Raw genomic sequence first — 20514 nt, 5'->3', positions numbered from 1 at the left:
CTGCGGGTCACCGGCCGTCGGCGGCCAGCACGTCCAGCAGCAGCGCCGCGGTCCAGCCGAAGGCCGGCGAGCCGAGGCCGGCGCCGGTCTCCGGATGGAAATACTCGTGGCAGCCGGCCCGGGCCGCCAACTCGATCATCGAGCTTCGCAGTCCGGCCGCCAGCGCGGGTTGGCCGTGCGCGACCAGGCCGTGCCGGACCAGCCAGTTGATGTTCATCCAGCTGGGGCCGCGCCAGTAGCGCAGCGGCTCGAAGTCGGTGGCGGTGCGGTCGTGGCTGGGCAACGGGCGGGTCATCCGGGCGGCGAGCCCGAACCGGGCCGAGCCCGCCTCGACCAGGATCGCCTCGACCTGCCGCGCCGGCAGGTCGGGCAGGATCAACGGCGTCAGGCCGAGCACCGTACGGGCCGGCGTCCGGTGATCGGTGCGCAGGTCACGCGGGTGGAAGGTGCCGGTCGTCGGCTCGTACAGCCGGTCCAGCACCGCTGCGGTGATGCGGGCCGCGCGCTCCCGGTGCGGGCCGGGATCCGCACCGATCTCAGCGGCGATCCCCGCGAGCGCGTGCTCGGCGGCGCCCATCGCCGCGTTGAACAGCGGACACTCCACCAGGAAGGGATGCCGGTCGGCCAGACCGTCGTCGCGGTAGCCGACCGACCGGTAGGCGGTGACGATCGCGACATACCGGGCATAGTCCAGGTCGGTGGGCCGGTGCGCGGCGTCGGCGTGCGCCAGGTCCCGCCGCCGGTACGCGCGCAGCGCCGCCAACTCGGCCGGCACGGCGGCCATCGGCTCGTCCCAGGCGGGGCTGTTGTCCAGCCCGGACTCCCACGGATGCACGATGCTGGCCAGCCCGGCGCCGCCGACATCGCGCCGGGTGGCGAGATAGTGCTGCTGCGCCACCAGGCGCGGGTAGAGCCGACCCAGCGCGGCGCGGCCCGACTCCGACGGTGCCCGGCGGTACGCGTGCCACGCCGCGAGGGCGTGCACCGGCGGCTGGACCAGACCCGAGGTGGCCACCGGGGGTGCCCCCGCGACCGTTGCCGAGGCCCAGAACCCCGGCCCGGGGAAGTACGCGTCGCCGGACACCGCCGGGTTGAACACGATGTGCGGCACCCGTCCGTCGCCCCACTGGGCGGCGAAGAGGCTTGTCAGTTCCGCCCAGGCGCGCTCGGGACGGACGTGCGCCCAGCCGATCGCGATGAACGCCGAATCCCAGCTCCACTGGTGCGGGTAGAGGGTGCGCGACGGCACGGTGTGGTCGTGCTCCCAGTTGTCGTCGAGCGTGCGCACGGCCAACCGCCACAGCTCGCCGTCGTCCGGTGTGACCGGCACCATTGCGCTCACCATCGGTCAGATCACCGTAGCACCGCGCACCGCGCCCACCCGGGCGCGGCCACGGTCGGCAAGGCGAGCAGCGGGCCGGGGGCCGGCCGAGTGACCTGGTCAGCCGTACGCCTTGAGCACCTCGTACAGGGCGGTCCAGTCGCTGCTACCGTGGCCGGCGGCGATCGCCCGGTCGTAGTGTGACTTCACCGCCCTGGGTAGTTCGAGGTCGATGCCGGCCTGCTCGCTGGAGCGCAGGATGTGCTCGGCGGTGGCACCCATCATCAGCGCGGTGCTCAGGTCGCCGGGATGCTCGCCCGTCTCGACCTGCCGGGCGAGCTGCTCGGCACCGCCGATCATGTCCGGGACGCCGCTGACGAGGGCAAGCGCCCCGGGCAGGAACTCCGTGGCCGGTACGCCGGCCGAGGTGATCAGCGCGGTGGCGTGTAGCAGGCCCGACAGCGTGCTGAGGAAAACGTCCAGGTACGCCTGGTAGAACAGCTGCGCCAACCCTGGATCGGTGCCGAGGTACCTCGGCTCGCCGATCAGCCGCAACACGGCCTCGCACCCGGTGAACGCCTCGCCGGGCCCGCTGTAGAACACGTACGCATGCGGGGTGCCGATCATGGGCGCGGGCACCATCGCCCCGCCGGTCAAGAAGCTGGCCCCGCGTTGCGCGGCCCAGGCCGCGGCGGCCCGGGACGCCTCGGGCGTGTCGGAGCTGAGATTGACGACCACCTTGCCGGTCAGCAGGTCCCGGTACGCGGGATCGGCCACCGCCGGTTCGAGGATGTCGTACATCGCGGGATAGTCCGTGAGGCTGAGGATGGTCAGTTCGCTGGCGGCGACGGCCGCCGACGGGGTGGGTGCCAGCGTGGCGCCCGCCGCGACGAGGTCCCGGGCGCGGCTCGGCGTACGGTTCCACAGCGTGACGGGATGACCGGCCGCGATAAGCGTGGCGGCCATCGCACGGCCCATCGGCCCGAGGCCGATCACGGTCACCGGGCTCGACTCGGTGCTCATCGGACGCTCCTCAGTTCCTCGAAGATGCGGTCGGCGCCCTGCTTGCCGTGCCCGGCGGCGATCTGCCGGCGGACCAGGTCGCGGATCGGGCGCAACACGTCGGCAGGCACCGCCTGGTCGAGGCTCGCCTGGGTGATCGTGTCGAGTGCGCTCTGGGTGAACTCCAGGCTCTGTTGGTCCTCGCCCGAGTAGTCGCGGGCGTCGATGACGGCGGCGGCGTCGGCCAACGCACCGGTCATGGCGGCGAGGAACGGCGCGGCGCGGCTGGCGAACTCCGTGGCGGAGACACCGTCCGCGCCGACCATCGCCGCGCCGTGGGTGAAGCCGGCGAACATCGTGTACATCCCGGAGAGCATCGCCAGGTCGAGCAGGGCGGCCAGGCCGGCGTCGGCGCCGAGGTGGCTGCTCTCCCCCCAGCAGTCCAGCAGCGGCCGGTACGTGTCGAAGGCGGTGGTCGAGCCGCTGTAGAGGATCACGGATCCGGGCGCACCGATCATCGCCGGCACCGCCATGATCGCGCCGTCGAGGTAGTCGATGTCGTGGGCGAGGGCCCAGGTGGCGAGTTCGCGGGCCTGGTTCGGCGTCGTGGTGGTCAGGTTGACGAGGGTGCGGCCGGCGAGGCGCGCGGCGACCGGATCGAGGACGTCGTGCACCGACCGGTGATCGAGCAGGCAGGCGACGATCACCCCGTCGCCGGCCACCGCCTCCTCGATGCTGCCGGCGACGACGGCGCCTCGTTCGCGCAGCTGCCCGGCCCGGCCCGCGCTGCGGTTCCACACCGTGACAGTCCTGCCGGTGTTGCCGGTGCCGCCGTTGACGCCGGTGCCGCCGGTGCCGTCGGTGACGCCGGTGTTGTCGGTGTCGAGCGCGGCGGTCGCGAGCGCAGTGCCCATCGCGCCCAGCCCGAGAAACGTGCTGCTGGTCATCAAATTTCCTCTGGTCGGTCGAATGCTTCGGCCGGCGCGCCGTGGGCAATGCTTCCGCCGTACCTGCCTTGCGGCAAGTACCTACTAATTTGTTCAATACTCACCTCGCGGTAAGTATTGGAGCGACAAGCGACTTCGGGAGGACTCGGATGGCAGCGGGCGCGCGGCGCGGGCCGTACATCTGCGGCATCGACGCCGCCATGGACGTGGTGTCGGGCAAGTGGAAGTCGCTCATCCTGTGGGAGCTGCACAACCACGGCGCCCGCCGCTTCGGTGAGCTACGGCGTGGCCTGCCCGGTGTCAGCGAGAAGATGCTCATCCAGCACCTGCGCGAGATGGAGGAGGACGGGCTGGTCCACCGCGAGATCTACCGCGAGGTGCCGCCCCGGGTCGAGTACTCCCTCACCGAGCACGGCAGGTCACTCAACGCGGCCCTCGGCGCGCTTGGCGACTGGGGCACGGCACGCCGCGCGCGGCTCGCCGACGACGGCACCCTCGTGTCCACATAGCTCGTTGCCCGGCCCGGTGCTCAGGGACGGGCGGCGGCCGGAAATCCGGTCCAACGCAGGTCGGCCGGCAGGTGACTCAGGTCGTTGAACATCATCACGACGGGCGCCCGGCCGGTGCGGTACTCGATCATCGTCAGGCCGGTGTTGGCGCTGCCCAGGCTGAGCCAGCGCGCGGGCGGCGCCGCCAGCGCGTCGCGGACCAGCCAGGCGATCTGGTACGCGTGCGTCACCAGGACCTCGTAGCTGTCCGGCTGCCCCGGCTCGGGTGCCCGCGCGAACCGGGTCACCAGCGCCTTCGCGAGGCGGCGACCCGAAGCCGTCTCGGCCTCGTCGCAGCGGTCGAAGACACCGGCCCAGGAGCTGGGCCGCTCGGCCGCGCTGGGCACGTACGGCACGTGGTCGACGAGTTCGGCGGCCTCGGCGGCAGGCACGTCGGGCAGCTGCCGGGCCAGTTCCCGGGCGCTGGCCGCGGCGCGCGGCAGCGGCGAGTGCCAGACGGTGTCGATCGGCAGGCCGGCGAGTCGTTCGCCCAGCAGCCGCGCCTGCCGGTACCCGACGTCGGTCAGTTCGCCGAACACGTCGGCCGCGCCGTGCCGGGCCAGATAGAGATGTCGGGTCGCCACGCGGGCAACCTAGCGGATTCCGTCGCGAGCGATGCCGAGGGTCGAGAGCAGATCCTCGTGCAGCTCCATCCAGACGGCGTGGCAGGAGGCCATCCCGACGCCGGCCACCCACCGGGTGTCCCCCGCCCGGGCACGGGCCAGGGCGGCAGCGAACCGCTCGTCGTAGCCGCCGAAGCGGGACAGCACTGTGCACAGACCGCCGACCAACGGCCGCAACTCGGCGGCCAGGGTGGCGAGTTCGGCCAGCACCCGGGCGTCCCACTCCGGATCGGTGTGGTCGTTGGCCGCCAGCCGGTCGGTCGGGCTGGGCCGCAACTGCCAGTCGGTGCACGCTCTCACCAGGCGTCCGTTGAGCGACTCGAACCGCCGGTGCGCCCGCTCGACGGCGGGCCGCGCCCCGCTGCGGTCCAGTTCCTCGGCCAGACCGCGGGCGTCCTCGTCGCGGCCCCGCTCGGTGAGCGTCCAGCCGTTGGTGCCGGCGAATCCGACCCGGGTCACCCAGCCGTACGCCTCGTCGTCCTCCAGCAACTCGGAGACGGTGTGCTGGTCGAGGCCGGTACGCCGGGCGACCGCCAGGTCGTCGGCCATCCCGGCCACCCGAACGGCGTGCAGGACGAGCAGACCCGGCGTCGAGGAGTGCGGCACGGCAGTGAGCATTCAGGCTCCTGCCCTGGGCGTCAACGCCGGCACGCCCGCCCGCGTAGGGTTCGCGGTGCACATCCGTCACTGGGCAGGAGAGAGCGCGGTGCTGATCGCCCTGGCCGACGCCGACGCCGCCACCTCGGGCGGTAAGGCCGCGGTGCTCGCCCGGCTGCTGCGGGCCGGACTGCCGGTGCCGCCCGGGTTCGTGGTGCCGACCACCGCGTACGAGCAGGCGGTCGCCGGGCTCGACCTCACCGGGCTCGACACCGCCCGGCGGTTCGTCGAGCGGGTACCCCTCTCCCCCGCGCTCACCGACGCGATCTCCCGCGCGCTGGTTCGGCTCGCCGGCCCGTCGGCTGAGGCGTACGTCGCGGTGCGCTCCTCGGCGGCTGGCGAGGACACCGCGACGGCGTCGGCGGCGGGACAGTACGACACCTTCCTGGGTGTTCGCGGGCCCGACCGGGTGGCCCAGGCGGTCCGCGGATGCTGGGCCTCGCTCTGGTCCGCGCGGGCCGTGCAGTACCGGCGGCGGACGGCGGACACGCCGGCCACCGCTGCGACAACCGCCGTGCTGGTGCAGCGACTTGTCGACGCCGACGTCTCGGGGGTGCTGTTCACCGGCCCGCAGGTGCGGATCGAGGCGTCCTGGGGGCTGGGCGAGAGCGTGGTCGGCGGCCGGGTCACCCCGGACTCCTGGGTCATCTCCGGCGACACCGTGACCCACCGGTCGCTGGGCGGGAAGCACGAGCGCGTCGACCGCGCGGACACCGGGCTGGTCACCCGCGCGGTGCCGCCGCCCGACCGCTACCGCTTCTGCCTCGCCGACGACGACCTGCACCGGCTCGCCCGACTGGGCCGGCAGGCGGCGGAGCTGTTGGGCGGGCCGCAGGACGTGGAATGGGCGATCGCCGACGATCGGATCTGGCTGCTTCAGGCCCGGCCGATCACGGCCGCCGTACCGGCCGCAGCACGCTGTGCCGCAAGCGGCACCACCCTGACCGGCACGCCCGGCAGTTCGGGGGTCGCCGCCGGGCCCGCCCGCCTGGTCCACGGCCCCGCCGACTTCGGCCGGGTACGTGCTGGCGACGTGCTCGTCTGCCGGACCACCGACCCGGCGTGGACGCCGCTGTTCGGCGTCGTCGCGGCGGTGGTCACCGAGACCGGCGGGCTGCTCTCGCACGCCGCGATCGTGGCGCGGGAACAGGGCCTGCCGGCCGTGCTGGCGGTTGCCGACGCGATGACCGTCCTGCCCGACGGTGCGCCGGTCGAGGTGGACGGCAGCACCGGCCGGATCGTGATCGCCGCTGCGCGCTGACCATGGCTGGCTACGGTGGTCGCATGAGCGAACGCAGTGCCGGCACCGGCAACCCGACCCGCTGGGTCACCGACACCGGCCCGGAACACTCCCAGTGGTACGTGGACCGCTTCCGGCAACTGGCGGCCGAGGGCGCCGACCTGGCCGGCGAGGCCCGGCTGCTCGACGCGCTGGTGCCGCCGGGATCGCGGATCCTCGACGCCGGCTGCGGCACCGGCCGGGTGGGCGCCGCACTGGCCGCCCGGGGTCACCAGGTGCTCGGGGTGGACGCCGATCCGGTGCTCGTCGAGGCGGCCCGCGCCGACCACCCGGGACCCCGCTGGCTGGTCGGCGACCTGGCGACGTTGGACCTCGCGGCGGCCGGTGAGCCGGAGCCGTTCGATGCGGCGGTGCTGGCCGGCAACGTGATGACCTTCGTCGCGCCGGGCACCGAGGTGGCGGTGCTGCGCCGGGTCGCCGCGCACCTGCGCCCGGACGGAGTGATCGCGGTCGGCTTCGGCACCGACCGGGGCTATCCGCTTGCCGAGTTCGACGCCGACCTGGTCGCCGCCGGCCTGCGCTCGGAACACCGCTTCGCCACCTGGGACCTGCGCCCCTGGCGCGACGACGCGGACTTCGCCGTCAGCATCCTGCGCCGGCCCGCCTGATCGTCGGGTCACGAGTTCACGGCCGGCTCGCCGGTGGCGGCAGCGGACTTGTCGCGGTGATCGTGGGCAGGACGGCGATCGCGTCGAAACTGCCGGTCAGCGAGGGCAACTCGGGGTAGTGCTCCTCGTCGCGCTCCGCCTGATAGAGGCCGGAGATCAGGCGGGTCCGCCAGGGCTTGTCGAACCGGTCCCCCGGGGGCATCGCACGTACATCGACGATCCGTACGCCGTCGCTGCCGTCGCCCTCGTCGGCGAGCAGCCGGGCTTCCAGCGACGTCGGACTGGGGTACGGGATCTCCGTGCCGGGAATCCGTCCCCGACCGAAGGCGACGTGGACGGCCGCGTACCGGCCCCCGAGGGCGGCCCTGAGGTGGGCGCCCAGCATGACGCTGCCGTGCTTCGCGACGTGGGCGCTGCCCTCCCAGAGCACGACGCGGCGACCGCTGCGGCGCTGCTGGTCCAGCAGCCGCTCGGCTGCGGCACGCTCCGCCCGCTCGGCGTCGTATCCGCTGCTGCCGGGGGCGTGGGCGTGGAAGTCGACAATCGCGTCGAGCAGCCGCAGCGCCTCGTCCCGTGCCGGGCCGTCGGCGAGCCGGGCGACCAGGTCGCGGGCGGTGCGGGCGAGTTCGACGAACGGTACGCCGGGGTGGGTGCCGTGCAGACGCTGGACGTGCTCGCCACTGGCGTGGGCGGTGCGGATGACCGCCAGGAGTTCGCCGACCCGGGTCGCGGTCGCCCGGTCCGCCGACGCGAGCAGCGCCACCACCCGGTCGTAGTCGGCGGGCAGCGTACGCGGCCCGGCGATGCCGATGATGCGTACCGGATCGTCCGGGTGCCGTTCGTTGTGCCTGCGGAACCGGACCAGCGCGTCGCGCATCTCGATGGTCCGCCACGGCCCCCACGCCTGGGCGAGTGCGGCGTGCAGGTCGACGTCCTCGCCCCGGACGTAGCGGTCGTAGCGGTCGGCGACCCGCGTGTTGTCAAGCAGCGCGACGACCCGGAACCCGCGCCGGACCAGCGCGTGGGTGGTCTGCTCGACCAGCCGGAAGGTCTCGTTGGCCTCGCGGGTGCTGGTGCCGAGCCCGACGATCGTGGCGGTCTCGACCAGGGCGGCGAGCCGCTGCGCGGCTGGATGCTCCATGCCCCGACGATCGGGGTTGAACATAGGTTGAAGTCAAGTCCGCCCGGTCGTGCGCTGCGCCGGCCCGGGTCGCCGGCCCGGCGGGCTCGGGTCAGCCGGCCGGGTCGTCCCGCCCGATCTCGCACAGCTTGGCGCCCGACGCCACCGCCGCGAGCTGCGCCTTGAGGTGGCGCACCCGCTCCTCGGCCTCGGTCACCAGTTGCTCGGCGACCCGCCCCCACTCCTCGGGTGTCGGGTCGTCGGAGAGATCGGCGAAGAGGTCGGCGATCTCCCGCACGCTCAGGCCCACCCGCTGGGCGAGCTTGGCCACCTGGATCCGGCACGCGGCGGAATCGTCGAAGCGGCGTTGGTTGCCCGAGGTGCGTACCGCCTTGATGACCCCGTGGTTCTCGTAGAACCGCACCGCCGAGGGCGCGACGCCACTGTCCACGGCGACGTCGCCGACACCGAGCGTCCGGGTGGAGTGCGCGAGAACCGACATGACCGCAGACTAGCGCCTCGGGACTTGACTTCAACAAATGTTCAACAGGCACGGTCTCTTGCGTGACCACTTCAACCGAACCGCAGCACCACCCCGCCGGGACACGCATCGCCGTGATCTCCGCAAGCGTCCGCAAGGATCGGCTGGGTCCGACGATCGCCGAGTGGGTCGTCGCCGCGCTGGACCGACCCGCCGATGTCGACCTGATCGACGTCGCCGAGATCAGGTTGCCCGACGACAGCCTGCTGAGTCCCGGCGGTGGGCCGAGAAGCGAGGTCGCCCACCGGATCGCCGCGGCCGACGCCTTCGTCTTCGTCACGCCGGAGTACAACCACAGCTACCCCGCCGCGCTGAAGCGCCTGATCGACTGGCACTACGCCGAGTGGCGGGTCAAGCCGGCGACCGTCGTCGCGTACGGCGTCCAGGGCGGGTACGCGGCGATCGAGCACCTGCGCGGGGTGCTTGCCGAACTCAGTGTGGTGACGACCCGTCGGGCCATCGGGCTGCGCGCACCCTGGACCTGTCTCGACGACCGGGGCCGGTACGCGCCGGACGCGGATGTCTCGCGCGGCCTGACCGCGAGCCTGGCCGAGCTGCGGTGGTGGGCCGAGGTGCTGGCCGACGCCCGGCGGAACCGGCCGTTGCCGGCCTGACACCTCGGCCGACGATCACGGCTCGTCGGCCGGGATGTCCAACTCGGGTCGGGGCCGCCTTGACCGCGGATTTACTGCTTTACTATGTTCCTAGTAAAGCAGTAAGGGGCTACCGTGTTCGTCTTCCGGCTCGACACCCACTCCGGCGTGCCGCCGTACCTGCAACTCGTCCAGCAGGTCCGCCAGGCGGTGCTGCTGGGCTTCCTCCAACCCGGTGACCGCCTCCCGCTCATCCGCGAGGTGGTCGAGGACCTGGCGATCAATCCGAACACCGTCGCCAAGGCGTACCGGCAGATGGAGCAGGAGAACCTGGTCACCGGCCGGCCCGGCCAGGGCACGTTCGTCAACGAACAGCAGTCGGCCGTGATGCCGGCATCGACGTACACGTCGCTGCGCCGTGGCCTGTCGACCTGGCTGCGCCGCGCCTACGCGGCCGGCCTCGACGAGCAGGCGGTCAACGCGCTTTTCACTTCCGTCCACCAGCAGACGAGAAATGAGGACGTGGCGTGACAGCTACCGAGTTCGCGCTGCGCACGGACGCCGTGGGCAAGCGGTACCGGAAGGGCTGGGCGCTGCGCGACTGCACCCTGGCCCTGCCGGCGGGCGGCGTGATCGCCCTGGTCGGGCCGAACGGCGCGGGCAAGACCACGCTGCTGCGCATGATCGTCGGGTTGCTGGCCCCGAGCGCCGGCACGGTGGAGGTCCTCGGTCACGACGTCACCGCCAGCACCCCGCAGACACTGTCCCGGGTCGGGTTCCTGGCCCAGGACCACCCGCTGTACAAACGCTTCACCGTCGCCGAGATGCTCCGCTTCGGCCGGGCCTGCAACCTGCGGTTCGACCAGGGGCTGGCCGAGCGCCGGCTGGCGAAGCTGGGCATCCCGCTCGACCGCCGGACCGGTACGCTCTCCGGCGGGCAGCAGGCCCAGGTGGCGTTGGCGCTGGCCCTGGCGAAGCGGCCGGACCTGCTGGTCCTCGACGAGCCGGTGGCCAGCCTCGACCCGCTGGCCCGGCACGAGTTCCTCCAGGTCCTGATGGGCGCGGTGGCCGAGGGCGGAGTGACCGTCCTGTTCTCCTCCCACGTCGTGCACGAGCTGGAGCGCGTCTGCGACCACCTGATCGTGCTCAACCACGGCCGGGTCACGCTCACCGGTGACATCGACACCCTCCTCGCCGAGCACCGGCTGCTCGTCGGCCCGCGCACGGCCACCGACCTCGACCGGGCCGGCACCGTCGTGCAGGCCGTGCACAGCGACCGGCACACGACCCTGCTGGTACGCGACGGCGCGATCCCGGTCGTGCCCGGATGGCAGGCCCAGCCGGTCGCGCTGGAGGACCTGGTGCTGGCGTACCTGCGCCGGCCGTCCGAGCCGAGCGCCACGGTCCGGTCGGGGGTGGCGGTATGACGTGGTTGATCTGGCGCCAGCACCGGACCGAGGTCTGCGTCCTGGGTCTGCTCGTCGGCTTGTTCGGCATTGTCCTGCTGGTGCTCGGAACGCAGGCCCACGACCTGTTTCCCGGCGATCCCGCCAGGTGTGCGGGAGCGGCCGGCATCAACGAGACCTGCACCGCCTCCTTCCGCCGGCTCGACGAGAAGTACGGGTACGTCGAGAACCTCCTGGCGGCCTTCTATCTGGTCCCCGTCGTCATCGGTGCGTTCCTCGGTGCGCCGCTGCTGGCACGCGAACTGGAGGACGGCACCTGGCAGCTCGCCTGGACCCAGGCCGTGCCACGGATGCGCTGGCTGGCCGCCAAGCTCGCGGCACTGGCCGGCGTCACCGTGACGCTCACGGGTTTGTTCACCGCGGTGCTCACCTGGTTCCGTCAGCCGTTCGACGCGTGGGAAGGGCGGTTCCAGTACGACGCCTTCGACCTGGAGGGACTCGTTCCGATGGCGTACGCGCTGTTCGCCTTCGGCGTCGCCACCGCCGCCGGGGCGATCCTGCGGCGCAGCCTGCCCGCGTTCGGCGTCGCGTTCGGGGCGTTCCTCGCCGCCCGGATGTCGGTGGCGCTGTTGGCCCGTCCCGCGTACGCCACGCCACTCACCACCATGGAGCCGGTCCCCGTCGGCGGCTCGCCGGACCAGGGGCACCGGCCCGTGCACCGCATCGCCGACTGGCTGATCGAACACGGCTACGCCGACGCCGCCGGGCGCAGGCTGAGCTGGACCGAGTACGCCGAGCTGGCGGATGCCGCCAACCGGGCCGGCACCAACGTCAACCAGTTCCTGCACGCGCGGGGCATCCAGCAGTTCGAGGTCTACCACCCGGCCGACCGGTTCTGGACGTTCCAGCTCATCGAGGCGGCCCTGTTCATCGCCGTCGCGGCGATCCTGATCGGGGTGGTGGTGTGGCGGGTACGCCGCCGGATGATCTAGTAGGGGCCTAGATCGGGAAATGGCCACGCCGCCACTGCCAGTGGCGGCCGGCCTTCAGGTGGTCGATGATCGCGCGCTGGAGCACGGTGTCCCGCGGCAGTTGGTCGAGCGGCGTGGTCAGGGTGCGGAAGACGAACCGCAGCACCTCGACGTCGGCGTCCGGGCCTTCCGTCTCGTCGTACGGCTCCAGTTCGAACCTGCGCTGGAACCGGACGATGTTGGAGTCCTCGGGTAGGTACTCCGACAGCTGCGGGTCGAGCAGCCACGAGGCGCAGGAGAACGCCGGGTAGTGCTCGTCGGGAAAATGGCGCGGAAAGAAGGCGCGGGCCTTGTCGAGCGACGCCTCGATCGCCTCCGGGGTCAGCGGCCCCGCGTCGGGAATGTGCAGGCCGATGGCGCCGACCCCGCGGTGGTGTTGCAGCCGCCCCAACTCGTAGACGCCGCCTCGCGCGTGCAGGGTCAGCCAGCTCTGCATGACCGGCCAGCCCTCGCGGTTCATCCGCCTGTCGATCGCGAGATTGCGGCCCAGGTCGGCGAGGGTCAGCCACGACACGTCGTCCGGCACGCCATGATCGCGGTGGTATCCCCGGACCACGTCGACAAGCGCCAGGTACGCGTACACGTAGAGGTGCCGCCAGGCGAGGCCCCGCTCGCGCGGCAGCGCCGGACCGGGCGACAGCCAGTCGTACCCCCCGAGGTCGGCACGGACCAGCGCGATCGAGCGGTCGAGCAGCCAGCGCAGCTCTGGAGTCCACAGTGGCGAGTCAGAATCGGGCCAGCCGGCCATGATCTCGGCGGCGTCGTCCGGGCGCACCCCGAGCCGATCGAGCATCGCGGGCGCGTCGGCCTTGGCGGGCACCGGAGCCGACGGCCGGTCACCGGCGAGCTGATGCACACGATCGATTTCCTCGACGGGTACCCCGAGCCGGGCGGCAATGTCGTCCAGGTCCACGCGCTGACCCTACCGACGCCAACCGCAACGCGGCACCCCGGTGCCGCACCGCACCGCCGCCCCCCGTAACAGACAGGACTCGGGTGCGAGGGCGAAGCGCCGGCTACTGGACCTTGAGACGGCCGTCGAGGTAGGGCTGCGCCGGTCGCTGGAAACAAGCACCAGAAACGCGGGATTCGACGGTACGGACGTGTCGGAATCCCTGCCGGCGGTAGTACTCGTGCAACCGCCGGTTGGAGGTCCAGGCGTCCAGCCGCAACCACGTCAGCCCAGCGTCATAAGCCCGGCCACCAGCCCAATCCAGCAGTTCGCCACCCAGGTTCTCACCCGAATAGGCAAGGGGAACCATCATCTTCGCCGCGTACAAGGCGTCTGCTGGGTCGTCCTCCGGGTACCACAACGCCTCAGGATCACGGTCAGGCTTCCATAGGCTGTCGACGTCCGTATACGCGGTGAGGGTGATCGTGGCGACTGGGTCGTCGCCCTCCCAGACCATCCACGTCTGCCCTGCTGAGACCGTCGATGCCATGGCAGTACGGGGCAGCGGTATGGACCACTGCTCCTCACCTCTTGCGGTGAGCCAGGCGACACGTTCCCGTCGCCAACTCATGATGACGTCAACGTCCTCAAGCCGAGCTGGAGTGATGATCATTCGGGAGCTTCCTCCGGACGGAACCTCGCGATGATGCGCAAGTCGCCGTGGGTGGTGACGATCTGGTTGCGGTCCCCAGCCAGCACGTTGAACGAAACGCGTACCGGCCGGTGCTCGGTGTAACCGGTGCGGATGTGCAGCAGAATCGACGTGCCAGGCTGGAGTCCGAGCAAATTCGTTTCCTCCGGGGTCGGCATCCGCGAGACGTACTCGTCGTAGTAGGCCACCTGCTCGTGACCGCGCTCGGCCAGAAGCCTGGTGGTGCCCTGCGGAATGTCCTTCGGCGACAGCAACTCCCGGATTTCCTCGGCAAGATCCATCGGGTAGTAGGTGTCCTGCAAGGAGGACGGTTGACTGTTGACGTACCTGATGCAGCGGCGAAGCACAGCAACCGAGTCGGGCTCGACGTGGAGGCGTTCGGCAAGGTCAGGAGAAATCGATCGGATCATCAGGCTGAAGTCCTGCGACGCCGCATAGCCCTGCGCCGCGACCTCCGAGCGCCATGCATCCGTCTCGGCAGTGGGCTGGGCGGGCATTTCCGCGCGGTGCGCATGAAAGGTGAGGGTGGCTCGCCGCCGGACGATCATTCCGCCGCCACGCCCCGGTACTCGGTGGACCAAGCCCTCGTGCACCAACAACGCGGTCGCGTCGCGGACCGTGTTGCGTGAGGCGTCGTACTGTTCTTGGAGCTTCGGCTCGGTCGGCAGCCGATCACCCTCGCGCAGAGCCCCGGACACGATCTGATCTCGCAGCTCGCTGGCGATCTGGCGGTACTTCGGCTGAGCCACGTCGAGCCTCCCTGATGTCGTACCAACCAATCTATCGAGAGGTCTTGACGAAGCTTCGACCGACTGAAATGGTTGGTATGAATCCAACGTCACTCTCCGAACATGTCTAGCTACAGGAATGCCGCTGTGGACGATCAGGCCGCCGGGCTGGCGCGAGACATCGAAGTTGTCAACCGTGCCCTCGAAACAAGTCGGATCTTCTTGGCTGCCCTTGCTCGGGCCGACGATGCGCGTGAGCTACGGCAGCCAACCAACTTTCCGCTCCTCACGCTCATCGAGCAGGCCGAGAAAGTAGCTGCTCGGGTGACGAAGTACCTGCGAGAAGTCTCTCGCCCGTGAACTCTCCTCCGCCTCGTCAGAAAGCGAGAGTGCTCATGGTTTCCGAAGTCATACCGATCGCGTTGCTCGGCGGCCTGGTGCCGGGCTTCCTGGTCGGGCTGTTCGCGTTCAAGGTGAAGTCGCGGTGGTGTCCGCGCTGCGGGGAAGCCACCCACACCATGCCACCGGCGCGGGGGGAACGATGAACCACCGGCGCGATCACCACTCGGTACCCCTCGGCCGCCGGGTCGCCGAGCTACGCACCCGCCGAGGCATGAGCCAACAAGCCTTCGCCGACCGACTCGGCAAATCCAAAAGCTGGGTCGACAAGATCGAGCGCGGCGTCCGCAAACTCGACCGCTACTCCGTCATCCGAGACATCGCCAACGTCCTACACCTCGACCCCGAAATGCTCCTCGGCCCACGCCAACCACCGCCCACAGCATCCAGCCTCGACGGCATCGACGCCGTTCGGGCGGCGCTGGCCCGCTACCACGATCGCCCCCACCGCACCGTCACCGCAGACCAGGCCCGCCGACAGGTCGCACACGCCTGGATGAGCTACCAGCACGCCCGCTACCCACAACTACTCAACGCCCTACCCGGCCTGCTCGACGCCACCCACGGCACCCGGAGCCTGCTCGTGGCCAGCTACCGGATCACCGCCCACGTCCTGATCAAACTCGGCGAAGCCCACCTCGCCTGGCTCGCCGCCGACCGGGCCGTCACGGTCGCGGCCGGCGGCCCGACCCTCACCGGCACCGCCAGCATCGCCATCACCCAAGCCCTGCACGCCCTCGGCCACCACCACCTCGCCCTCACCGCCGCCGTCACCGCCGCCCACCTCACCGACGACCACACCGTACGCGGCACCCTCTTCCTCCACGCCGGACTCGCCGCCGCCAGCCTCGGCGACCACCGCAACACCCACGATCTCCTCGACCACGCCACCACCCTGGCCAACCACCACAGCCACCACACCGACCCACACCACACCGGCTTCGGACCCACCGCCGTGCGCGCAGCCCACATGCTCGCCGCCCACCGCCTCGGCGACACCACCGAAGCCCTCCACCACCACCAACACACCATCCGCAGCAACGGCTGGCGACAGCTACCTCCCGAACACCGCGCCGCGCACCTCATCGACGCCACCCGCCTCCACCTCGACACCGGCAACCCCGCCGCAGCCGGACAGACCCTCCTCCAGGCCGACCACACCGCCCCCGCCGAGGTCCGCAGCCGACCGGTCGCCCGTACCCTCCTCGCCGCGCTCACCCAACGCGGACCGGCAGCGGCCGACGTGGCCCGACTGGCCACCATCGTCGGCCTGACCCGACAACCAGGGTCAGCGTCGCCCTGACCTGGACGGCGTTGGGAGCTGCGGCGCTCCCCTCGCGCTCAGCCTCCGGCCCGCCGACGGATTCGCTGGCTACCGGGATCGGCTCGACGAAAGGGATTGATCGAACCGTCGCTTCCGGATAGGCGCGGCAATCCCTACGGATAGGACGTGGCACCACCTCCGGCCGGGGCGGGCCGGGCATCGGCGCTCGTAGTGTCTCCGGATGGAACGACGAGCGTGAGGAGCAGCCGATGAGCACGAGCGTGGGCGCCGCCCGAGCAGGCAGTTCCGGATCACAGCGGGGCCGACCGATTCCCGGTACGACGTGGCGCGAGGACGTCGCGATGACCCTCGGCTTCCGCAGGGATCAGCTCGGTTTCCTCACCAGACTGGTCCGCGAGCGCGGCGACGTGGTCCGCCTGCGGCTGCTCGGCGTCCCGTTGGTCATGGTGAACCATCCCGAGGGTGTGCAACGGGTACTTGTCGACAACGCAACAAACTACGACAAGGAAACCTCGCTGTACCGCACCGTCCGGCCGGTGCTGCGCAACGGTCTGATCGGCGCGGTCGGCGGCCAGGCGTGGCATCGGCAGCGGCGGTTGATGCAACCGTCGTTCCACCGGCCCAAGACCGCCGCGTTCGTGGCGAACATGACCGACGAGACCGGCGCGATGCTCGACCGGTGGCAACGCTCCTACGGCCGCGAGGACGTGGTCGACACCGCCACGCAGGTCGGGCACCTGGCGCTGCGCATCGTCACCCGCAGCCTCTACGGCGCAGATGTCGGTCGTTCGACCGACGCCATCGAACGGGACTTCACCACGGCGAACCAGATCATGGGCCGCTTCTTCCGCTTCCCGTTCCCGCCACTGTCCTGGCCCACCCCGAGCCACCTGCGGCTGCGTCAACTGATCCGTAACCTCGACACGTTCATCGATCAGCTCATCGAGCAGCGCGGTTCGCGTGATCCGGACCGGGCCAACCTGCTCACCATCCTCGCTGACTCCGTCGACGAGGACACCGGCTACCGCATGACACCCACCCAACTGCACGAAGAGGTGCTCAACATCATGGTGGGCGGGTACGAGACGACCACGCACGCGGTGTGCTGGTTGTTGCATCACGTGTCGCGCAATCCGGATGTGCAGCAACAGATGCACGACGAGATCGACGAGATCCTCGGCGACCGGGTACCGACCTTCGAGGACCTGTTCCAGATGCCGTACACCCGACGGGTCATCGACGAGACGCTGCGGCTGAACACGCCGGCCTGGCAGACGATGCGCAACGCGGTCGACGACGACCAGATCGGCGGGTACCACGTGCCGGCCGGCAGCGGCATCTACATCAACTTTCTCCTGCTGCACCGCCATCGCGACTTCTGGCCCGAACCCGAACGGTTCGACCCGGACCGGTTCCTGCCCGACCGGGTGGCGCAACGGCCCCGCAACGCCTACATCCCCTTCGCCGCCGGCCCCCGCGTCTGCATTGGGAAGCACTTCGCGCTGGCCGAGCTTCAGGTGATCGTCACGATGATCCTGCAACGCTTCCGGATCAGCCCGCCGGCCGGCGCACCACCGGTGGGCATGCAACCGCTGATCACCCTTCGTCCGAACCCCGGTGTCCAACTCGTCCTGGAGCAGCGATGACCGCGATGGAACCGGAGGTCTACTGTCCCTTCCCGGCCGAGTTGAGCCCACACGTCGACACGGCGCGTACGCATCTCGACGCGTGGGTCAGCCGGCACGGCCTCATCCACCGGGAGCTACCCCGGCGGCGGTTCGCCGACGCCGACTTCGCCCGCTTCGCGGCCATGACCTACCCGGAGTTGACCGAGCCGGACCTCTGCCTGGTCGCGGACTGGTTCGCGTGGCTGTTTCTGCTCGACGACCAGCTCGACGACGGCGCCGTGGGTCGGGATCCGCGCCAGGCCGGCAGCGTCATGGCCGACCTCTACGCCGTGCTGACGAGCGACGGCGACAGCTTCGAGCAGTGGCGACAGGCGTCCCCGATCGTCGCCTCGCTTGCCGATCTGTGGCACCGGACCATGCCGCGCGCCAGCGCGGACTGGCGGTCGCGGTTCGTCACCCACGTGGCGGCCGGTGCTATCGCGGCCTGCTGGGAGGCGGACAACCGGGCCGCCGGAACGGTCCCCGACGAGCAGTCGTACGTCGAGAATCGCCGACACACCGGAGCCATCTACGTCTGCATGGACCTGATCGAGGTGGTCCGCGACATCGAGTTGCCGGCCGAGGTGATCGACGGCGAGGTGTTCGCCGGGACCCTGCGCGCCGCCTGCGACGTGGTCTGTTGGACCAACGACGTCTATTCCCTGGACAAGGAATCCGCGTTGGGAGAGTTCCACAACCTCGTCAGCGTCGTGGCCCACCACGAGCGGCTCGACCGACCGGCCGCCGTCGCCGCGGTGCTGCGTCGCATCGCCGACGCGACGGACGAGTTCCTGGCCGGCGAGCAGCGGTTGCTCGGCCCGGAGTTCGCGGCGCACCATGCGGGACTGGCCAGGTACCTGGCCGGGATGCGGTCCTGGATGCGGGGCAACCTCGACTGGTCGCGGGAGACCAAGCGTTACCGCGCCGAGCAGGACCTGTGGCAGGAGCCCGCGCGTTACCTCGAATCGGTGACCGCAGCCGCCGGGTCAGGTGCCCGTCCCCAGGACGAGAGGTAGCCCGATGACCCTCGCCGCTCCCATCGACACCGCGCCACCGTTGCACGAGCTGCCCGGGGTCGCCCAGGCGCGACGCTGGCTGCCGGCGTTGCTGCGTCAGCAGATCGCCACCCTGGCCGGGCCGCTCGAAGTCGCCTGCGGCTACCAGCTCGGACTGCTCGACGCCGATGGCAGTCCACGTCCGAAACCCGGTGGGAAGCTGTTCCGTCCGGCCCTGGCCCTGCTCTGCGCGGCGGCCGTCGGCGGCCAGCAGCGCGACGCCCTGGTGCCGGCCGCTGCGATCGAGCTGATGCACAACGCGACTCTGGTGCACGACGACGTCATGGACGGCGACCGCGAGCGGCGGCACCGCCTGACGGTGTGGGCGCAGTTCGGCGTACCGACGGCGGTGCTGGTGGGCGACGCGCTGCTCGCGCTCGGCTTCGGGATGCTGTCGGTCGACGAGAACCCGGCGGCCCCCGCTGCGGTGGCGGACCTCGCCGAGACGCTGCGGGTGCTGGCCCTCGGCCAGGAGCAGGACCTCACCTTCGAGGGCCACGGTGAGGTGTCGCTCGCGGCCTGCCTGACCATGATGGAGCGCAAGACCGGAGCACTGCTCGGCTGTGCCTGCAATCTCGGCGCCCGCTATGGTGGCGCCGACCCGGAGTGGGCGGCCCGGTTCGCCGGTTTCGGCAGTCAGCTCGGCCTCGCGCTGCAAATCATGGACGACGTGCTCGGCATCTGGGGTGACCCGGCCGTGACCGGCAAGCCGGTCGGCGCGGATCTGCGCCGACGGAAGAAGAGTGCGCCCGTGGTCTACGCGCTCGGTGGCGGCACCCCGGCCGCCGCCGAGCTGGCGGAGATCTACCGCCGCCCGGCACCGGCACAGCCCGGCCCAGCCGGCGACGACGAGATCACCGAGCTGCGGCGGTTGCTCACCGAGGCCGGAGCGCGGACCTGGGCCGTACGCGAGACCGAGCGCCGGTTGGCCGCCGCGTGGGCGTACCTCGACGGGCTCGACCTGGACCCGGCAGGAACTGCCGCCCTGCGGGTGCTTGCCGACCGGTTGATGGCCCGGACCTGGTAATTCGGAACGACCCTACGACGCCTGGTTGCGGACATTTCTGCGCTGGTCTGAGAGGTTCGGGTCGACCAGACCATTCTGATACGCGAACGCCACTGCTTGCAGCCGATCACGCAGATCAAGCTTTCGTAATGTCCGTGAAACATGGTACTTCACGGTCGGTTCGCCAATATGCAGCTGCTCGCCTATCTCGGCGTTGTTCATTCCGGACGCGAGCAGCTCCAGGACTTGCCGCTCCCGCCTGGTGAGATTGGCCAGGGCGACGTTCCCGGCCCTGGTCAGAGTGAAGCCGAAGGCGCGGTTCAACACCTCGTCGGTAACGGGCGGGGCGAGGAAGCGATTCCCGTTGCGCAGAGCCTTGATGGCCCAGAGCAGCTCGTCCACCTCGCAGGTGCGCGGCAGCACGCCCGTCGCGCCGACCCGAAGTGCCTCGAAGACGTTCTGGTCCACCGTCTGAATCATGAAAATGACCGACGTCCGGGCCGTACGCTCGGCATCGATGTGGATGCCGGTGACCCGCCGAGTCAGCGTGGCGGCGTCCAGACCGGCCAGACCCATGTCGCACAACACGATGTGCGGTCGCAGCTTGCGCGCCACCTGCACGGCCTGCTCCGCGGTCGCTGCCTCGCCGACCACCCGGATTCCGGGATGCTCGGTGAGAATCGCTTTCAACCCGACCCGCGTGACGGGCTGCGAGTCGCACAGCAGTATTCGTATCAGGCTGTTGAGGGACTTCTCGCCACCGTCCGCGGGCATCATCCCGCAGCCCGGTGGGCCGCGCGATGTTTCACGCCCGGTAAGCGTGTCCTGCACCCTGATGGTCGCGACAGCACGAACTCCTGTCGGAAGCGCACCACCATTCTCGTCTCCCCCCGCGATCCTGGCCGCCGACCGAGCGTATGAGTGATTCCTTCCGTTGCCGCCATCCTAACGACGTATTCGGTCTGTCGCGGACCGTCATCGGCCTACTTTCCTCCGAAGTGGACGATGGATGTGCCGTGTCCGCAGCGACAGTTGTTGTCCAGCCGGCAATGACACTCGAAGAAAAGTGCGGG

The 20514-nt window shown here is 70.7% G+C and carries 24 protein-coding genes; 13 read left to right on the top strand and 11 right to left on the bottom strand.

Annotated elements, in window-relative coordinates; genetic code table 11:
• Window positions 1-7 precede the first annotated feature (7 nt).
• The 3 genes from QQG74_RS15930 to QQG74_RS15920 form a co-directional block, all read right to left on the bottom strand.
• Complete coding sequence (locus QQG74_RS15930) at window positions 8-1345, bottom strand: hypothetical protein (RefSeq protein ID WP_341721077.1); 1338 nt, start codon at window positions 1343-1345, stop codon at window positions 8-10.
• Between the two features lie 96 nt (window positions 1346-1441).
• Entirely contained in the window at window positions 1442-2344 is a 903-nt protein-coding gene (locus QQG74_RS15925) for an NAD(P)-binding domain-containing protein (RefSeq protein WP_341721076.1), read from the bottom strand.
• A complete protein-coding gene (locus QQG74_RS15920; protein WP_341721075.1) occupies window positions 2341-3270 on the bottom strand; it encodes an NAD(P)-binding domain-containing protein in 930 nt (309 codons plus the stop codon). Before QQG74_RS15920 ends, QQG74_RS15925 begins: the two co-directional genes overlap by 4 nt.
• A 149-nt stretch (window positions 3271-3419) precedes the next feature.
• Between QQG74_RS15920 and QQG74_RS15915 the strand changes: the two genes are divergently transcribed.
• The gene (locus QQG74_RS15915) at window positions 3420-3779 is read left to right on the top strand and encodes a helix-turn-helix domain-containing protein (RefSeq protein ID WP_341721074.1); all 360 of its coding nucleotides are present in this window, start codon (window positions 3420-3422) and stop codon (window positions 3777-3779) included.
• Between the two features lie 20 nt (window positions 3780-3799).
• Here the strand turns inward: QQG74_RS15915 and QQG74_RS15910 are convergent, their stop codons facing one another.
• On the bottom strand, window positions 3800-4402 hold the full coding sequence (locus QQG74_RS15910) for a histidine phosphatase family protein (protein WP_341721073.1): 603 nt from the start codon (window positions 4400-4402) through the stop codon (window positions 3800-3802).
• 9 nt (window positions 4403-4411) lie between these two features.
• Window positions 4412-5059, bottom strand: a complete 648-nt coding sequence (locus QQG74_RS15905) for a transcriptional regulator (protein ID WP_341721072.1) — start codon at window positions 5057-5059, stop codon at window positions 4412-4414.
• Here QQG74_RS15905 and QQG74_RS15900 point away from each other — a divergent pair.
• Window positions 5052-6359 carry a PEP/pyruvate-binding domain-containing protein gene (locus QQG74_RS15900; protein ID WP_341721071.1) on the top strand — a complete coding sequence of 436 codons (1308 nt, stop codon included), beginning with the start codon at window positions 5052-5054 and terminating at the stop codon, window positions 6357-6359. The genes QQG74_RS15905 and QQG74_RS15900 overlap by 8 nt on opposite strands.
• A 23-nt stretch (window positions 6360-6382) precedes the next feature.
• Window positions 6383-7006, top strand: coding sequence for a methyltransferase domain-containing protein (locus QQG74_RS15895; protein ID WP_341721070.1), 624 nt, complete (start codon window positions 6383-6385; stop codon window positions 7004-7006).
• Between the two features lie 16 nt (window positions 7007-7022).
• On the opposite strand, the gene QQG74_RS15890 is transcribed toward QQG74_RS15895, so the two are convergent.
• Both QQG74_RS15890 and QQG74_RS15885 read right to left on the bottom strand, forming a co-directional pair.
• On the bottom strand, window positions 7023-8147 hold the full coding sequence (locus tag QQG74_RS15890) for an erythromycin esterase family protein (protein WP_341721069.1): 1125 nt from the start codon (window positions 8145-8147) through the stop codon (window positions 7023-7025).
• Window positions 8148-8238: 91 nt separating this feature from the next.
• Entirely contained in the window at window positions 8239-8628 is a 390-nt protein-coding gene (locus QQG74_RS15885) for a MerR family transcriptional regulator (protein ID WP_341721068.1), read from the bottom strand.
• Window positions 8629-8690: 62 nt separating this feature from the next.
• Here QQG74_RS15885 and QQG74_RS15880 point away from each other — a divergent pair, with 62 nt between their 5' ends.
• The 4 genes from QQG74_RS15880 (at window position 8691) to QQG74_RS15865 (ending at window position 11658) form a co-directional block, all read left to right on the top strand.
• Window positions 8691-9281, top strand: coding sequence for an NAD(P)H-dependent oxidoreductase (locus QQG74_RS15880; protein ID WP_341721067.1), 591 nt, complete (start codon window positions 8691-8693; stop codon window positions 9279-9281).
• A gap of 114 nt (window positions 9282-9395) precedes the next feature.
• Window positions 9396-9791, top strand: a complete 396-nt coding sequence (locus tag QQG74_RS15875) for a GntR family transcriptional regulator (RefSeq protein WP_341721066.1) — start codon at window positions 9396-9398, stop codon at window positions 9789-9791.
• The gene (locus QQG74_RS15870) at window positions 9788-10687 is read left to right on the top strand and encodes an ABC transporter ATP-binding protein (RefSeq protein WP_341721065.1); all 900 of its coding nucleotides are present in this window, start codon (window positions 9788-9790) and stop codon (window positions 10685-10687) included. Before QQG74_RS15875 ends, QQG74_RS15870 begins: the two co-directional genes overlap by 4 nt.
• A complete protein-coding gene (locus QQG74_RS15865) occupies window positions 10684-11658 on the top strand; it encodes an ABC transporter permease subunit (protein ID WP_341721064.1) in 975 nt (324 codons plus the stop codon). Before QQG74_RS15870 ends, QQG74_RS15865 begins: the two co-directional genes overlap by 4 nt.
• A gap of 7 nt (window positions 11659-11665) precedes the next feature.
• On the opposite strand, the gene QQG74_RS15860 is transcribed toward QQG74_RS15865, so the two are convergent.
• From QQG74_RS15860 to QQG74_RS15850, 3 genes are all read right to left on the bottom strand, one after another.
• Window positions 11666-12610: an acyltransferase domain-containing protein gene (locus tag QQG74_RS15860; RefSeq protein ID WP_341721063.1), complete on the bottom strand. Its 945-nt coding sequence runs from the start codon at window positions 12608-12610 to the stop codon at window positions 11666-11668.
• 103 nt (window positions 12611-12713) lie between these two features.
• On the bottom strand, window positions 12714-13262 hold the full coding sequence (locus QQG74_RS15855; protein ID WP_341721062.1) for a GNAT family N-acetyltransferase: 549 nt from the start codon (window positions 13260-13262) through the stop codon (window positions 12714-12716).
• Window positions 13259-14050, bottom strand: a complete 792-nt coding sequence (locus QQG74_RS15850; protein ID WP_341721061.1) for a GntR family transcriptional regulator — start codon at window positions 14048-14050, stop codon at window positions 13259-13261. The genes QQG74_RS15855 and QQG74_RS15850 overlap by 4 nt, the downstream gene beginning before the upstream one ends.
• A gap of 126 nt (window positions 14051-14176) precedes the next feature.
• Here QQG74_RS15850 and QQG74_RS15845 point away from each other — a divergent pair, with 126 nt between their 5' ends.
• The 6 genes from QQG74_RS15845 (at window position 14177) to QQG74_RS15820 (ending at window position 19462) form a co-directional block, all read left to right on the top strand.
• Complete coding sequence (locus tag QQG74_RS15845; RefSeq protein WP_341721060.1) at window positions 14177-14389, top strand: hypothetical protein; 213 nt, start codon at window positions 14177-14179, stop codon at window positions 14387-14389.
• Between the two features lie 35 nt (window positions 14390-14424).
• Window positions 14425-14574, top strand: a complete 150-nt coding sequence (locus QQG74_RS15840; protein WP_341721059.1) for a hypothetical protein — start codon at window positions 14425-14427, stop codon at window positions 14572-14574.
• A complete protein-coding gene (locus QQG74_RS15835) occupies window positions 14571-15731 on the top strand; it encodes a helix-turn-helix domain-containing protein (protein ID WP_341721058.1) in 1161 nt (386 codons plus the stop codon). The genes QQG74_RS15840 and QQG74_RS15835 overlap by 4 nt, the downstream gene beginning before the upstream one ends.
• 230 nt (window positions 15732-15961) lie before the next feature.
• Window positions 15962-17359 carry a cytochrome P450 gene (locus QQG74_RS15830; protein ID WP_341721057.1) on the top strand — a complete coding sequence of 466 codons (1398 nt, stop codon included), beginning with the start codon at window positions 15962-15964 and terminating at the stop codon, window positions 17357-17359.
• A complete protein-coding gene (locus QQG74_RS15825; RefSeq protein ID WP_341721056.1) occupies window positions 17356-18396 on the top strand; it encodes a hypothetical protein in 1041 nt (346 codons plus the stop codon). Before QQG74_RS15830 ends, QQG74_RS15825 begins: the two co-directional genes overlap by 4 nt.
• A gap of 4 nt (window positions 18397-18400) precedes the next feature.
• Window positions 18401-19462, top strand: a complete 1062-nt coding sequence (locus tag QQG74_RS15820) for a polyprenyl synthetase family protein (RefSeq protein ID WP_341721055.1) — start codon at window positions 18401-18403, stop codon at window positions 19460-19462.
• A gap of 12 nt (window positions 19463-19474) precedes the next feature.
• On the opposite strand, the gene QQG74_RS15815 is transcribed toward QQG74_RS15820, so the two are convergent.
• Window positions 19475-20272 (bottom strand): response regulator transcription factor, encoded by a 798-nt coding sequence (locus QQG74_RS15815; protein WP_341721054.1) that lies wholly within the window; start codon window positions 20270-20272, stop codon window positions 19475-19477.
• Between the last annotated feature and the right edge of the window lie 242 nt (window positions 20273-20514).

Origin of the sequence: Micromonospora sp. FIMYZ51 (assembly GCF_038246755.1) — a bacterium.
Classification (GTDB): Bacteria; Actinomycetota; Actinomycetes; order Mycobacteriales; family Micromonosporaceae; genus Micromonospora.
Note: the sequence above shows the minus strand (reverse complement) of the source record. Positions and strands in the feature narration are given on the sequence as shown.

Excerpts from the sequence above, each read along its gene's own strand:
- QQG74_RS15930 (WP_341721077.1), bottom strand. The coding sequence starts at position 1,345 with ATGGTGAGCGCAATGGTGCCGGTCACACCGGACGACGGCGAGCTGTGG.
- QQG74_RS15925 (WP_341721076.1), bottom strand. The coding sequence starts at position 2,344 with ATGAGCACCGAGTCGAGCCCGGTGACCGTGATCGGCCTCGGGCCGATG.
- QQG74_RS15920 (WP_341721075.1), bottom strand. The coding sequence starts at position 3,270 with ATGACCAGCAGCACGTTTCTCGGGCTGGGCGCGATGGGCACTGCGCTC.
- QQG74_RS15915 (WP_341721074.1), top strand. The coding sequence starts at position 3,420 with ATGGCAGCGGGCGCGCGGCGCGGGCCGTACATCTGCGGCATCGACGCC.
- QQG74_RS15905 (WP_341721072.1), bottom strand. The coding sequence starts at position 5,059 with ATGCTCACTGCCGTGCCGCACTCCTCGACGCCGGGTCTGCTCGTCCTG.
- QQG74_RS15895 (WP_341721070.1), top strand. The coding sequence starts at position 6,383 with ATGAGCGAACGCAGTGCCGGCACCGGCAACCCGACCCGCTGGGTCACC.
- QQG74_RS15890 (WP_341721069.1), bottom strand. The coding sequence starts at position 8,147 with ATGGAGCATCCAGCCGCGCAGCGGCTCGCCGCCCTGGTCGAGACCGCC.
- QQG74_RS15885 (WP_341721068.1), bottom strand. The coding sequence starts at position 8,628 with ATGTCGGTTCTCGCGCACTCCACCCGGACGCTCGGTGTCGGCGACGTC.
- QQG74_RS15865 (WP_341721064.1), top strand. The coding sequence starts at position 10,684 with ATGACGTGGTTGATCTGGCGCCAGCACCGGACCGAGGTCTGCGTCCTG.
- QQG74_RS15855 (WP_341721062.1), bottom strand. The coding sequence starts at position 13,262 with ATGATCATCACTCCAGCTCGGCTTGAGGACGTTGACGTCATCATGAGT.
- QQG74_RS15840 (WP_341721059.1), top strand. The coding sequence starts at position 14,425 with ATGGTTTCCGAAGTCATACCGATCGCGTTGCTCGGCGGCCTGGTGCCG.
- QQG74_RS15835 (WP_341721058.1), top strand. The coding sequence starts at position 14,571 with ATGAACCACCGGCGCGATCACCACTCGGTACCCCTCGGCCGCCGGGTC.
- QQG74_RS15830 (WP_341721057.1), top strand. The coding sequence starts at position 15,962 with ATGAGCACGAGCGTGGGCGCCGCCCGAGCAGGCAGTTCCGGATCACAG.
- QQG74_RS15825 (WP_341721056.1), top strand. The coding sequence starts at position 17,356 with ATGACCGCGATGGAACCGGAGGTCTACTGTCCCTTCCCGGCCGAGTTG.
- QQG74_RS15820 (WP_341721055.1), top strand. The coding sequence starts at position 18,401 with ATGACCCTCGCCGCTCCCATCGACACCGCGCCACCGTTGCACGAGCTG.